This is a genomic window from Nonomuraea sp. NPDC050643, assembly GCF_040654715.1.
Taxonomy (GTDB): Bacteria; Actinomycetota; Actinomycetes; order Streptosporangiales; family Streptosporangiaceae; genus Nonomuraea.
The window spans coordinates 60,334-74,853 of record NZ_JBFAIM010000015.1 but is presented as its reverse complement, the minus strand read 5'-3'; the positions used below and the strand labels follow the sequence as shown (position 1 = coordinate 74,853).

The following is a 14,520-nucleotide window of genomic DNA, read 5'->3' as shown; positions in this document are numbered from 1 at the left end:
GAGCGCCTGTGGGCCTGGGAACGGCACCGGCCGGGGCCCACCACGGTGCGTCGTCAAGGTGGGCCGCGAGCGGGCGGGTCAGGCCGGCTCGGCTGCCATGTCGGCGGCCGGCATCACCTCAAGCTCGCGCACCGAGGAATACCACAGCCACACCGCTGCGGTTCCCAGGCCCACCGAGCTCAGGATGATCGTCCCTCCCATGCCCAAAGGCGACGATCCCAACGCACCGCCGATCAGCGCTCCGATCGTCATGATCCCGGTGCTGAAGAATCCCATGCACGTGCCCACGCGGGCCAAATACCGGTTCGGCACCACGGTCTGGCGGAGGGTGACGGAGTTGACGCGCATGATGACGATCCAGAACGGCCAGAAGAACTGTGACAACGCGATCGCCGCAATGGCGAGAGGGAATGGCGCTTCGCCCATGAACCCGATGGGAAGCGCCGTGACGGCGGGGGCGAAGTAGCACAGTATCAACGTACGTCCAAGGCCGAGTTTCGCGGTGAGCCGCTGCCCCATCCACGCCGCGATCAGCCCGGCGACGCCCCCCAGCATGGCCAGCGCCCCGAGGGTTCCGGCGTTCATCCCGAGGTCCCTGACGCAGAACAGGATGATCACCGCGCCGAACATCGACCCGAAGAAATTGAACTGCGTCGAGGCGAGGAGCAGGGGCAGCTGATAGGGAAAGCGCCGCAGCGCCCGAAGCCCGCTCCTGACGGCGGCCAGATGCCCTTTCTCGTCATCTTTCCGGTCGTCCTCTTTGGGCGGGACCGCCGGCAGCCGGGTGAGCAGCACGCTGCTCACCACATAGCTGACCGCGTCCAGCAGCATCGCCATCGGCGCACCGGCGATCTGGACGAGCAGTCCGGCGAACCCCGGCCCTGCCACGTCCCCGGTCGACTCGCTCGCCTCGTTCCAGGAGTTGGCCTTCGCCAGGCCTCGTCCGCCGAGCAGCCGCGGCAGGAAGGCCCCGACCGCGGCGTCGTAGAGCATGGACAACGCGCCGACGAGGAACGTTATCGCAATCAGAATCGCCATGTTCAAGTGGTCGAGCACGTACAGGATCGGGACGCACAGCACCAGCACGAAACGGGCGACATTCGCCATGTGCATGAGCCGCAGATGTTCGAATCGATCCGCCCATACCCCGATGGACAGACCGAAGACCAGGACGGAGGCCTCGGCCGCGGCGGCCAGGATTCCCATCGACCATGGGCTGGCGTTCAAAACGAGAGCCGCGATCAGCGGCAATGCGAATGCGGTGGTTATGGATCCGACCATGGAGACGGTCTGAGCGCCCCAAAGCCAGTAGAAGCCTCTCGACGCCATTTCCCGGTCAGCGGCCACAACGAAACCCTTCATTAGATTCTGCTCGAATCTGGGGCAGGCTGACACATTGACCCATGGTTGTCCATCCTCAGGACTCGCACGACGATGACCGGGCAGGATGTGCGGCTCGCCGGTGCGGACGACGCGGGCCCGGCCGAGGCCACGCAGGCGCCGGCGCATTCTCACATGATGTCGTGGCTGCGCGACAACCCTGGTCACGACGGTGCCGCCCCGCACGCGGGCGCGACGGTGTTCAACCGATCGTTCTGAGCAGTTGAAATTTCCGCGGGCGGGCGGGCGCGGATATCCGTACGCGCCGCTTCGGGCACGCTCTGGATGAACGAACATCGGGCGTGATAATGGCCGGTTCCAGAAACACCGCAGCTATTCCGTGCGCGTTCGACGTGCCGCCTGTCCGGGTTAACAGCCCTGGGGTCGATATGGCAGTGTGCGGCCGCATGTAATGGCCGTGCTCCTCTCTCATGCCAAGGCCGGTCGTGACCTTTGCCGAATGCCGCGGCAGCGGTCCCGGTGCGCCGGTCTTCGGAAAGTCCACGGTCGGCGGTGGAGCGCGCCGTAGGGATTATCGACCGCGGATTGCGAGCCGACATGAATGTTGTTGAGTGGAGAATACGGGGGACCAGGCTTCCCGAACTCATGAAACCGTGTGTCGACTGCAGCTCGAAACTGCATCGCCCGTCAGGGAAGTTCCGCATGAACGCCAATGGAAAACTATTGGATGTCTGGTTGCTCGTGTTCTGCGCCAAGTGCGGCAGGACGTCGAAGGTCGCGATCCATGAGCGTGTCCCCGTCGCCGTCCTGGGCAACGAGCGGATACGCCGCTACGAGTCCAACGACTCCGCGTCCATCGCGACCGCGCTGATGGACCAGAACATCGCCCGGCGCAACAACTACCGGCTCGACTGGGAGGGCGCCTGGTGTCTGGAGGTTCAGCCCCTCGCCTCCTGCGGCGGCCACGTCCTCGTGCGCTTCGAGGTGCCGGTGCCGATACGGCCGGTGAAGATTCTCATGCGCGGGCTCGCGCTCAGCCGCGGCAAGGTGGTCGAGGCCGTCGGCTCCGGCCTGATCACGATGCCGATCGATGTGAACGCCAAGGCGAGCAGCGACTTCGAGTTCCGCATCGCGCCAGCGCTCCCCGTCGTGCCAGGGACGGGAGGCCGTGATGCCGGCGCCTGAGCGGACACAGGAGCTGCCCGAGGCGGCGACGGCGGACCACGCGAACAGCGACTTCGGACAGGACGAATCGCACGTCTTCTTCACCGGCGCCCGCGCCGGCACCTGGCCCGCCACGTTCACCCAGGCCAACGTCCTCGCCTGGCTGCCCGGCGATCCCACGTCCGCCGTCCTCAGCGACATCGTCAAGCTGCCTCCGCGTGTTTCGGTCGACGACATCCGCGCCGCGCTCGAGGTGCTTGTCTCCCGGCACGAGTCGCTGCGCACGATCTTCCCCGCCACCGAGGGCGAGCCGGTCCAGCAGGTACTCGGCGCCGGCCTCCTGCCGGTCCGTTTTCTCCCGATCCTGGACGGCACGACGCCGGACCGGACGACCCAGGCGATGTGGCAGGCGGAGCCCTTCGACCACGCCTCCGAGTTGCCCCTGCGTGTCACCGTCTACCTCGACGAGGGGCGCCCGGCCTTGATGCGACTGGATGTCTCACACGTCGCCGCGGACCAGGCGGCAGCCGAGCTGATCGAGCGCGATCTGCTCGACCTTCTGGTGAATCCGGAGACGCGCGTGGTGGGACCGCCCCGGCGGCAACCGGTCGACCAGGCTCGCGACGAACGGTCGATCCGCGGCACCCGCCGTCTGGAAGCCACGCTGCGGTACTGGTCGGAGCAGCTACGGCGTCTTCCGCTCTGCGTGATGGCACTGCCCGTGCGGCAGGACGCCGATGCCGGCCACCTGAAGGCCACCCTGACCTCTGCTGCCGCTGCCGAAGCGCTGACCAAGATCGCGGCCCGCACCTCGGCAAGCCGCTCGACGGTCGTTCTCACCTGCCTGGCCATGGTGCTGGCCTGGTGGACGGACAGCCGTACGTTGAAAATCCACGCGACCTGTAGCAATCGGTTCTTACTCGGCGCTCGCGACTACGTCGGCACCATTGCCCAGGAGACGCTGGTGCCGTTCACAGCCGATCATCACGCGTTCGACGACCTGGTACGGCACATGACCGTAGCGGCTGTGACCGCGTACCGATACGGGCACTACGACGCGCCGCCCCTCATCCGGGCGACCGAGGAGGTGATGCATGAGCGAGGCATGTACAGCCATCGAGATGTCGTCGTGAACGACGTCAGCGCGATCACCGACGCTCCCGGCAACACGATTCACCCCCACACCTCGGCGGGCTCCCGCATCGAGGTCACATCCGAGCCGTTCCGCCCAGAGCCCGTGCGGCTGACCGTCGTACGGCTGGCCTCTCGGCTGGAGGTCGACCTGAGCTGCGACTCCCGGCTGATACCGCGGGAGACGATGGAAGAGCTCCTTCGCGGCGCCGAACTCGTCCTTCTGGCCGCGGCCGACGGCGACGTCCTGCTTGCCGACCTTGCGGCGCTTGCCCGCATCCGTCCGGTAGCGAGAGGACCGGAGTGGACGTGCATTGACGGCAACTGGATCGACGTGGCCGCCGTGCAGCGGATCGTCGCGGGCGAGCTCCGTCACGGCGTCGCCCGGGTGTTCACCGTGCCGGACGGTGCCGGGCGGCCCCTCGTCGCCTACCTCACGTCGCAGGACGAGGTGGACCTCGGCGAACTGCACGCGGCGTGCGTCGCGCGCCTCGGTCCCGAAGAGCACGGTGTGATGACGCCCCAGTGGTATGTCGTGGTCGCGTCGGCACCCGACGACACGGAGCAACTCGCGAGCTGGCGCCGGCGGAGCGTCCTGAGGGAAGGCTCCGGGCGCGTGTCCCCCGGCACGGGGACGCCCGAACCGCGGTGATGTGAAGGCACGCCCCGCCGACGTGTGAATGTGAGCAGGAAGAGCTGAGGCGATGACGGAGTTCACGGCCGAGCCGATCGGATCCCCCGCGGCGCACCATGTTGCGGACCGCCCGATGGAGCAGGGTGATGGAGTCGTGGAAAGCGCTCCACCGCCCGGCGCGGGAGTTTTCCTCATCGAGCGGATGATCGCCATATGGAAGGAGATCTTGCAGGTCGGAGAAATTGGCGAAAATGATGATTTCTACGACCTCGGAGGCCGCTCCGTGGCCGTGATCAGGCTCGTCATGATGATCGCCGACGAATTCGACACCGAGGTTCCGATCAACGAGATCCTCGACGCGCCGACCCTGTCCGAACAGGTCGCTCTGATCGTGCGGAGCATGGGCACGGCCGGCACCACGAACCCAGGGTGATCTGCGGCGACGGCGAGCTCATGGGTGCTCCTGGGCGACAGCGGCTGCGAAGTCGGCGAGACGGGGGTGCTCCAGCAGTGTTCGGAGGCGGATCCTGCGCGAGACGCGCCGTTGGACGAGGACGACCGCTTTCGTGGCCAGGATCGACGTACCGCCGAGAGCGAAGAAGTCATCGGCGGCCGACACGTCCGTCACACCCAGGACGGCGCGCCAGGCCTCTGCCGCGATGGCCAGCATCTCGGGCTCCGCCACGGTGGAGGATCCCGCGCCGAGCACGTTCGCTCGCTCCTGGTGATCGGCTCGCTGGACGTTCCGCGCCTGTTCCACGATGTCCACCAGCGCCGCCGCCACCTCGGATCGATGAGTGTCGAGGTAGAAGTGCCCGCCCTCGAACCACCGTGTCACGGGGGCGAAGCCGAGGTCGCCGGTCCAGCCCTGGGGCGTGTCGGGCGGCAGGGAGAGGTCGTCGCGGGCGAGCCAGAGACGGTGGTCGCTACCGGCGAGCCCTCCCGAGGGGGCCCGGTAGGTGTCCACGAGATGCATGTCCTGGCCAAGGACGGTATGGGCGTAGCGAAGGAGGTCGGCGTGCTCGAACACCTCCTCGGGGCAACCGCCCCGGCGCCGTAGCTCGGCATCGAGGGCTTCGGCCGGCCACAGCAGGAAGGGTCCGCTCGGGTGCCGCGCCCGCCCGGCGACCCACCCCGGCGACGGACAGGCGGAGAAGACGACCGATCGGATCATCTTCCTGGCCGGCCCGGGGACGTCGCGGGCGACGGTGTGCGCCAGCAGCGCGCCGAGGCTGTGCCCGAACAGCACTGTCGGCCGGTCCGCCATGGAGGCGACGGCGGCGACGGCCGAGCCGGCCGCGGTCATGTAGTCGGGCGCGTACGACTCGCCACTCCTGATCCCGCGCCCCGGAAGCTCGAACAGGCACGGCTCGCACCACAGCGGCATCTGGCTCGCCAACCGGTAGTAGGAGGCGGAGGATCCGCCGGCGTGATGGAACATCAGCAGCCGCACCTGCGCGTCGTCCCGGCGAAGGACCCTGAATTCCACCGGCAGGCTCACCGCCTCCACCCAGCGTCCGCCACAGCCGCCTGGCCACGGTCCGACCGCGCCCGGACCGGCTCGCCGGTGGACCGCGCCGAACTCATGCCCGTCGGTGACGAAGCCCTGGTCTTTCGAGCGACTCCGCAGTGGATGCCCAGGGGTGGCGCCGCCGGATCCAGAGCCTCCTCTGGCCGCCACTGCGCGGCGGTCACCACGCCCGGATCGATGAGCTCGAAATCTCCGAAGAAGTCCGTTACCTGCTCCCGGGTACGCAGGGTCAGATCGGCAAGGGCGTCCTTCAACACGCTTCCGGAGTTACGCGCGTTCCAGGCGACGTCGCACGCCGCGTGCGAGATGGCCAGAAAACTCCCCTCGGGCAGGGCCGCGCGCAGCTCCGCGACCAGCCTCATCGGATCTTGCTCGTCGGTGACGAAATGCAGCAGGGCTACGAGCAACACCCCCACGGGCCGGCCGAAGTCGATCAGCGACCGTACCGCGGGGTCGTCGAGCACAGAGCCCGGCTGCGTCACATCGTCGGCCACGAAAGCCGTCGGACCGTGGGATTCGGGCAGCTCTTTTAGCCGTGCGCCGACCTCCGGGTCGATATCGGTGTAGAGCACGACCGCACCGGGGTCGATCGAGCGCGCGATCTCATGAGTGGTGGGTGAGATCGGAAATCCGGCGCCGAGATCCATGAACTGATCGACGCCCTGTTCGGCCATGAATCGCACGGCTCGCCGGTGGAAGGCGCGGTTCGCGCGAAGCATCGCGGTGAGGTCGGGGGCGGCCGCATTGACCCACGCGGCCGCGACCTTGTCCACCTCGCGATGATCATCGCCTCCGACGATGCAGTTGTACACCCGTCCAGGGTCGGGCGCGTTGTGCGCGATCATGGAGCTCCCGTGCCTTGAGGTCTCTGCCGTGCTCACGCGGACCTTCCCGAAGTCACGACCACGGGAAGGCTGGTGATGCCCTGGATGAAGTTCGAACGCAGCCGGACCGGCTCGCCGACCACCTCGACACTCAGCCGCCGCTCCGTCATGAGCCGCAACAGCATCGTCAGTTCGGCCTGGGCCATGATGGCGCCGATGCACCGGTGGACGCCGGATCCGTACGAGAGGTGTCGATTGGGGGTGCGCCCGACCATGAACCGCGACGCATCAGGGAACTGCGCGTCGTCCCGGTTGGCCGAGACGTTCCACAACGTGACGGAGTCACCGCGGCGGATCTTCCGCTGTGCGAGCACCACGTCCTCAGCGGCGATCCGTCGGGTGTAGGCGTTGACGGACGTCCAGCGAAGGATCTCGCCGGCCGCCGGCTCGGCCAGGTCCGGGTCGGCGGCCAGGGCCGCGCGCTGGTCCGGATTCTCGGCGAGGGCGCGGATGCCCGCCGTCGCGGTGTACGGCGTGGTCTCGTTGCCTCCGACCGCGACGTTGAGGCAGTTGTAGTACACGTCCTCCTCCCGGAGCGGACGTCCGTTGACCCTTGCCGCCAGCAGCACGCTGACCAGGTCCTTGCCCGGGCTGGTCCGCCGATCGGCGATCAGCTCGGAGAAGAACTCGAACACCTCGGCCTGGGCGACGGCCAGGCCGACCCGCTCGTCGTCCCCGCCGCCGGACGCCGGATCACGGAACCCGATGATCCGCCTGGTCAGAGCGGCCAGGTCGTGGGCCGCGGAGCGGGAAACGCCGAGGAGTTCCATGATGGTCGCGGCCGGGAGTTCGGGGGCGATGTCGGCGGCGAAGTCGCAGCCGCCGTCCGCCAGCGCCCGATCGAACGCGGCCCCGGCAAGGTGGGCGGCGCGAGCCGCGACCCGCGCCGTCATGTCCGCGCCGAAGAGTTCGCGCAGTTGCCTGCGGAGGAGGCGGTGATACGGGGGGTCCGACGCGCTGAGCATCCGGCCCGCGGCGCTGTCGCCGCCCTGACGATAGGAACCGCCGTGCACCGAGCCGCCGACCGAGCTGAAGGTGGCGGTGTCGGCGTACGCGGCCGTGACGTCACCGTAGCGGCACAACGCCCAGTGACCGGGCATGCCGTGCGAAGGCTCGTTCCAATGGACCGGGTCGTTCGCACGAAGCCAGGCGAAGGCCTCGTGGTGCCGCTGCTCCGTGAACAGCCGGGTGTCGTTGAGATCGATGGTCATGTCCACGGCTCAAGCCGCCATCGCGTCGCGGACCAGTGCGGCCAGGCCGCCCAGCGTGGCCTGGCCCAATATCGTCCGGGCGTCGAGCGTGACACCGAACCGGTCCTTGAGCCGCCGCATCATCCGGAACGCCAGGAGCGAGTTGCCGCCCAACGCGAAGAAGTCGTCCTCCATGCCAGGCCCTTCCACCAGCAGCAGATCCTCCCAGAGATCGGCCAGGTACCGCTCGACCTCGTCGCCCGGGGGCACGCGGGCGACGCCGCGCCGGGCCGCCGTCGCCGCCAGCGCCGCGATGGCGTTCTCGTCGCGTTTGCCGTGTTCGCTGATCGGCAGGGCGTCGACGCGGACGACCACCGCCGGCACCATGAACTCCGGCAACTCGGCCGCCGCGTGGCCGCGCAGTGCCTGCGGCCGGACCGTCGCGTCCGCGACGACCACGGCGGCGAGCAGGCGGTCCTGGCCCACGCCGACCGGCACGACCGCGGCGGCCCGAACCCCTTCGCAGCCGGCCAGCGTGCGCTCGACCTCGGCGGGCTCGACCCGATAACCGCGGATCTTGACCTGGCTGTCGGCGCGGCCGTGGAACTCGAGAACCCCGTCCTCGCGCCGGCGCACACGGTCGCCGGTCGCGTAGCAGCGCTCGCCGCTCGTCTCGTCCGACGTGAACGGATCGCCGGGGCCGGCGGCCAGGTAGCCGCGAGCCACACCAGGCCCGCCCACGTGGAGGACGCCGATCTCACCGGGAGGAAGCTCGGCTCCCGACCCGTCGAGAATCCGCACGCTCACACCCTCGAACGGTTCGCCGATCGGGACCGAGGCGGCCCGGCCGTCCGCTTCGGCGACCCGGTGGCCCACGCAGGCCGTGGTCGCCTCGGTGGGTCCGTAAAGGTTCCACAGCTCGCCCCCGAATCCGCCCTCGGCGAGTTGCGCGCACGTCTCGGGCAGGACCACGTCTCCGCCCGTGCACAGGACGCGGAGGTCGTTGAACGCCTCCCGGTCCTCCCGTACGACGTGGTTGAGCGCCATGCTCGGGACCAGCATCGCCGTTATCCGATGGCGGCGCAGGACACGGCGAACATCCTGGCCGAGAAGCACGGGCAGCGGCTCCAGGATCACGATCTCGGCCCCGGCGGCGAACGCGCACCAGGTCTCGTAGTGGAACGCGTCGAAGGAGACGTTGGAGATGTGCCCCACGCGGTCGTGCGGCCCGAGGGCGGGCAGCGACGGGTTCTCAGCGAAGAAGACGAGGTTCCCGTGCTCCAGGGCGACCGCCTTCGGCTCGCCGGACGAGCCCGAGGTGAACAGGACGCACGCGAGGTCCCCGGCATGGGGCCGGCTCGCGGGAGCCTCCCCTGCGCCCTCCGGCACGAGCTCCGCGCCGAACCGCAACACCGTCGTCCCCGGACCTCCCGGATCCTCGTCCTGATCCTCGTCCTGATCCTCGTCCGGCTCCTCGAGGACGAGGACCTTGGCCCCGGCAGCCGCGATCATCGCGTCACGCCGGGCCCGTGGATGGCGCGGATCGACGGCGACGTAGGCGGCACCGGCCTTGAGGATGCCGAGCAGGACCGCGAAGAGCCCGGCCCTGCGGTCGAGCTGGAACGCCACGGCATCCCCTGGACCGACACCGTGGCCGGACAGCCACGCGGCGACCGCGTCCGACGACTCGTCGAGCTGGGCGTACGTCAGGGTCGCCGAACGATCGGTCACCGCCGGCCGCCGCCCGCACCGGGCCACCGTGTCGGCGAACAGGTCGATCAGAGTCCGGCCCGGCATCCGGCCTCCCTCGGCCGGGCACGGGCTCTCCGGTTGCGTCGTCGCCCCGGTCACGACGGCGAGGCCGGCCGACAGCCTGCCGAGCGGCCGGTCCGCGTCGTCGATCAGTGCCGTGATCAGGGACGTCACCGTGTCGACGAGGTGGCGGCAGGTCCGCTCGTCGATCTGCGTGCTGTCTCGCTCGACCTCGATCCACACCCGGCCGGGCTCCTCGACCACGATCAGCGTCGCCGCGTACCGGCTGCTGAGGCAGGGCAGCAGCGGCAGGACGGCGGTGCCGGGTGCCATCGGGACGAAGAGATCATCGCTGGTCCGGCGCGCGTCGATGCTCGTGTAGTTGAAGAACCCGTCCACCACCGGTTCCTCGCGGACGTTCCGGCGCGTGGCGGCACGCTCGATCATCGCGTCGTAGGGATAGTGGCCGTGCTCGACAGCCGACGTGACCTGGGAGCGGATCCGCTCCAGATGGTCCCGGACCGTGGGCGCGCCGTCGGTGGCCGTCCGGATCAGCACGGTGTTGACCAGTGGGCCGATCACGGAGGACAACCCGGCGTCCGCGCGCACGTCCACAGGGAACCCCACGACCGCCTCGGCGCGACCGCCGATGTCCTTCAGGGCGAGCGTGTACGCCGCGAGATAGAACATCGAGGGCGTCAGGGCGTTCTCCCGGCAGTACCGGCGGACCGACGCGACCGTGCCGGCGTCGAGCGCCCGGCGCACACTCCGTACGTCGCCCGCCCCGAGCTCCAGAGCCGGGTGGATCGGTACGGCGGTCCCGTCCGACACCGGAGCCGGAGCGAGCAGCTCGTCCCAGTGGCGGCCGAGACGCGCCATGTACGGCGCGGCCAGGTCGCGCTGCCACAGGGCGTACTCCTTGGCCGCCGGGACCAGCGGCGGCAGGTCGTCCCCGTCATAGGCCCTGCGCAGATCGGCCAGGAACACCGGCCAGGACACCGCGTCGAACACCAGATGGTGGGTGTCGACGAGCAGGACATGCCGATCGCGGCCAACGGTGTGAAGCCGTCCCCTGAGCAGCGGCGGCCGCGCCAGATCGAACGGTCGCACGAAGTCCCCGAGCTCATCGGGGTCGAACGGGCCGGGACCGGTCCGTTCGAGCTCGAAAGCCACCTTCGGCCGCACGGCCTGGATCGGATCGCCGTCCCCCCATCCGAACCCGGTCCGGAATCCCTCGTGACGATCGATCACCGCACGGAACGCGTCCTCCAGGCGCTCCGCGTGGAGCTCCCCGTCGATCCGGTACATGCCGGTGATGTGGTAGTCGACCGTTTCCGGCTCGGCGAACTGCGGGTAGAACAGCCGTTCCTGGACCCCGGAGAGCGGCCAGGAGTCGCGCGGCACCTCGGCGAGGCGACGGAGCTGCGCGGCTGCCCCCTCCGGTTCGCCGGTGGCGAGGATGCGCACGATGGCGTCCTTGTGCTTCTTCACCCGAGCCAGCAGGTCGGGACCGACCACCCCCTGGGGGGCCTCCAGCCGGAGGTTCCCGGCCTCGACACGGAGCCGGACACCGAGGCGCCGCAGGCTCGCCGCCAGCTCGCGAACCTCGGCCGCAGTCGCTGTCGTCATCAGAGCACGAACTCCTCGAGATCTTCGCCGGGGCCGTCTTGGGGTGTGTCGGCCCGCGTCAGCCAGCGGAGGTTGTCCACGTGTTCGGCCAGGACCCGGATCCTCGGCGTCGGGAGGAAGTCCATGAGCCGCACCTCGACTCCGAACGTCTCCCGGATCTCCGCGATCAGCACCACGACCTTGAGCGAGTGGCCGCCGACCTCGAAGAAGTCGTCGTCCGGGCCGACGTCGCCCAGCCCGAGCCTGTCGCGGTAGATGCCGATGAGGGCTTCTTCGGTGCCGGTCCTCTGGACGCTGATCCGTCCGCCTGCGAGCGTGCTTCGGGCTCGTTCGTCCAGCGCCTGCCGGTCCACCTTGCCGTTCGCGTTGAGCGGCAGGCGATCGAGGACGAAGAAGCGGACCGGGACCATGTGGTCCGGGACGGCCGACTTGAGCGCCGCGGTGATCGAGGGCAGCCGCTCCTCGTCCGGTCCTACGAGGTACGCCCAGAGCACCGCCATGCCCTGCGCGTCGCTCACCACCGTCGCGGCCGCGTCCACGACCCCGTCGCAGCGCCGGAGTTCGGCTTCGACCTCGGCGAGCTCCACCCGGAACCCACGGATCTTCACCTGGCCGTCGCGACGTCCCAGGTACTCGACGGTGCCGTCGGGCAGCCGGCGGGCCAGGTCTCCGGTCCGGTACAGCCGGCCGCCTTCGGCGAACGGGTCGGGCTGGAAGGGGCCGCCGTCCGTGCCGTGCAGGTACCCACGGGCCACGGCGCGCCCGCCGATGCACAGCTCGCCCGCGACGCCGATCGGGGCCGGCACGTCGTTCGGCAGCAGGATGTAGACCTCGGTCTCATCCACCGGCCGCCCGATGGGCACGGACTCCACGCCGTCCATGTCGTCCACCGCGTGGGCGGTCGCGTAGATCGTCCCTTCGGTCGGGCCGTAGGCGTTGACCAGCCGTCCGGGGCCCAGGCGGGCCACCGTACGGCGGGCGTGGTCGGCGGAGAGCCGTTCGCCGGCCACGACGATCGTTTCGATCGGGTCGAGGCATTCGGGAGCCCGGTCGACGAGCAGGTGGAAGAACCCGGTGCTGAGGAAGGCCAGGCTGACGTCCTCGGCCTCGACGATGGCGCGCAGAGCGTGGATGTCCACGAGCTCACCGCGTTGCGGGCATACGGCGGTCCCGCCGTTGAGCAGCGCGGTGTACAGGGCGGCCGCCGAGACGTCGAAGCCCCAGCTCGTGGCCTGCAGCACCCGTTCTCCGCCGGAGATCGGAAGGTACAGGGGGCGGTGGGTCAGACGACGTACGGAGGCGTGTTCGACCATCACGCCCTTGGGGCTCCCTGTGGAACCCGACGTGAACATGATGTAAGCAAGGTCGCGGTCCGAACCGACAGCGTCCGGCCGCGACGGGTCGGCCCCCTCCTCGCGGGGGTCGAGCAGCCCCATGCCGGCCGGCAGTTCACCGTCGGTCACCCGATCGCTGACGACGCAGACCGCCCCGCAGCCGGCCAGCAGAGCGAGTGCCCGGGCCACCGGCGTCGCCTCGTCGAACGGGACGTAACAGCCTCCTGCCTTCAGGACGCCCAGCATGCCGATGATCGTGTCGCGGGGGTTCCGGACGAGCAGTCCGACGGGTGTGCCGACGCCGGCGCCCGCCGCCCGAAGCCGGTGCGCGAGCCGGTTGGCGTGCTCGTCCAGCTCTCGATAGGTCAGCCGCACAGGGCCGCTGACCACGGCGAGGTGGTCCGGCATCCGGTCGGCCACGGTCTCGAAGACCTGGTGGAGGCCGAGCCCGGCCGCCTCCGAGGCGGTCTCTGACCGGTCGGGGCGGCGGGTGGCCGGCTGCTCGCGGGGATCCAGGACGAAGTCGTCCAGCGTTCGCTCCGGCTGGTCCAGCACCTGTTCGACCAGGTTCGTATAGTGCATCCCCATACATTCGACGGCGAGCCGGTCGAAGACTCCGGTCGAGTACTCCTGGACGAGCTCGATCCCCGAGTCGCGTTCGAAGGCCGAGAGCGTGAGGTCGAGCTTGGCGACGCCGATGGTGACGGGCACCGCGGTGCCCACGCTGCCGCCCATGTCGAAGCGGTAGTTCTCCAGCTCCGTATAGACGAACATGAAGTCGAACAGCGGGTTGCGGCTCGGATCGCGCGGCAGCTCCAGTTCCCTGACCAGTTCCTCGAACGGGTACGACTGCCGCTGGAGCCCCTCCACGACGGCGCTCCGAACTTCGGCGACGAAGTCGGTGAACGCTTTCGCGCCGATGGGCGCGGAGCGAATCGGCAGCGAGTTGCCGAACATCCCGACCACGTCGGCGCACGAAGGGTGGTAGCGGCCATCGACCGGCGTGCCGACCACGATGTCCGTACGTCCCGCGTACTTGGCCAGCATCAGCTTGTAGACCGACAGCAGCACCATGTACGGCGTGAACCGGTTCTCCCGGCAGTATCTCCTCAGCTTCTCGGTCAGCCGGGCGGTGAGGAAGAACGAGCGCCGTCCACCCTGGGTCGTCAGCACCGGCGGGCGCGCCCCCATGGGGAAGTCCAGCGGGGCCGGGGGCGAGGCGAGCCGGTCGAGCCAGTAACGGCGATCCTCCTGGTAGGCGTCCGTGGTGCGGTAGAGGTGCTCCCACTCCGCGAAGTCCTTGTAGGTCAGCGCCGCCTCGTCCAGGGCCTCGCCTCGGTACGCGGCGGCCAGGTCCCGGAACAGCACCGGTATCGAGCCCTCGTCGAGGACGATGTGCGGCGTGTCGAGGAGGAGAACCGACGCGCGACCGCCGGGACGAACCGCAAGGCCCAGCCGGATCGGCGGACCGGTCCTCAGGTCGTGCGGTTCGACCCAACGGGCTACGAGTTCCTCTAGGCCCTCCTCGGATTCGCCCAGGTCGGCCACGGTGAGAGTGACCTCGGGGCTTACCCGCTGGACGAGGGCTCCCTCGCGGACATCGAAGACGGTGCGAAGAATGTCGTGCTTGGCGGCCACCGCGTTGACCGCGCGCGTGAGCCGGTCACGGTCGAGCAGGTCATCGACCACGAGCGCCATCGGCAGGTTGTACAGGCAGCCCTGCGGCTCCATGGCCCAGAGGAAGAACATCCGCTCCTCGGACGCGGAAGCGCGGTAGAACGGGCGTTCCCCGACCGGCATGATCGTGCCGTCCAGGGTGCCAGCCTCGGCGGTCAGCGCGTCGGCGAGATCGCGCAGGATCGGGTGGTCGAAGACGGTCATCACCGGCACCTCGGCCCCGATCGCCGCGCGCAGCCGCTGCGACAGCCTG

Annotated in this window: 10 protein-coding genes; 4 read left to right on the top strand and 6 right to left on the bottom strand. The window is 69.4% G+C overall.

The genetic code is table 11. From position 1 onward, the window contains the following. Positions 1-78: 78 nt before the first annotated feature. On the bottom strand, positions 79-1,362 hold the full coding sequence (locus tag AB0I15_RS21530) for an MFS transporter (RefSeq protein ID WP_358098054.1): 1,284 nt from the start codon (positions 1,360-1,362) through the stop codon (positions 79-81). A gap of 72 nt (positions 1,363-1,434) precedes the next feature. On the opposite strand from AB0I15_RS21530, the gene AB0I15_RS21525 reads away from it, so the two are divergent. The 4 genes from AB0I15_RS21525 (at position 1,435) to AB0I15_RS21510 (ending at position 4,703) form a co-directional block, all read left to right on the top strand. Next, the gene (locus AB0I15_RS21525) at positions 1,435-1,599 is read left to right on the top strand and encodes a hypothetical protein (protein ID WP_358098051.1); all 165 of its coding nucleotides are present in this window, start codon (positions 1,435-1,437) and stop codon (positions 1,597-1,599) included. 339 nt (positions 1,600-1,938) lie between these two features. Further along, a complete protein-coding gene (locus AB0I15_RS21520) occupies positions 1,939-2,526 on the top strand; it encodes a DUF1062 domain-containing protein (protein ID WP_358098048.1) in 588 nt (195 codons plus the stop codon). After that, a complete protein-coding gene (locus AB0I15_RS21515; protein ID WP_358098045.1) occupies positions 2,513-4,288 on the top strand; it encodes a condensation domain-containing protein in 1,776 nt (591 codons plus the stop codon). The genes AB0I15_RS21520 and AB0I15_RS21515 overlap by 14 nt, the downstream gene beginning before the upstream one ends. 52 nt (positions 4,289-4,340) lie before the next feature. Then, complete coding sequence (locus tag AB0I15_RS21510; RefSeq protein WP_358098044.1) at positions 4,341-4,703, top strand: acyl carrier protein; 363 nt, start codon at positions 4,341-4,343, stop codon at positions 4,701-4,703. An 18-nt stretch (positions 4,704-4,721) separates the two neighbouring features. On the opposite strand, the gene AB0I15_RS21505 is transcribed toward AB0I15_RS21510, so the two are convergent. From AB0I15_RS21505 to AB0I15_RS21485, 5 genes are read right to left on the bottom strand one after another with little or no spacing between them, the layout of a single operon-like run. After that, on the bottom strand, positions 4,722-5,759 hold the full coding sequence (locus AB0I15_RS21505) for an alpha/beta fold hydrolase (RefSeq protein ID WP_358098041.1): 1,038 nt from the start codon (positions 5,757-5,759) through the stop codon (positions 4,722-4,724). A gap of 8 nt (positions 5,760-5,767) precedes the next feature. Next, the gene (locus AB0I15_RS21500) at positions 5,768-6,646 is read right to left on the bottom strand and encodes an SAM-dependent methyltransferase (protein ID WP_358098038.1); all 879 of its coding nucleotides are present in this window, start codon (positions 6,644-6,646) and stop codon (positions 5,768-5,770) included. A 32-nt stretch (positions 6,647-6,678) separates the two neighbouring features. Then, positions 6,679-7,896, bottom strand: a complete 1,218-nt coding sequence (locus tag AB0I15_RS21495; RefSeq protein ID WP_358098035.1) for a cytochrome P450 — start codon at positions 7,894-7,896, stop codon at positions 6,679-6,681. A 9-nt stretch (positions 7,897-7,905) separates the two neighbouring features. Further along, positions 7,906-11,256, bottom strand: coding sequence for an amino acid adenylation domain-containing protein (locus AB0I15_RS21490; protein WP_358098032.1), 3,351 nt, complete (start codon positions 11,254-11,256; stop codon positions 7,906-7,908). Continuing rightward, entirely contained in the window at positions 11,256-14,471 is a 3,216-nt protein-coding gene (locus tag AB0I15_RS21485; protein ID WP_358098029.1) for an amino acid adenylation domain-containing protein, read from the bottom strand. The genes AB0I15_RS21490 and AB0I15_RS21485 overlap by 1 nt, the downstream gene beginning before the upstream one ends. Positions 14,472-14,520: the final 49 nt, after the last annotated feature.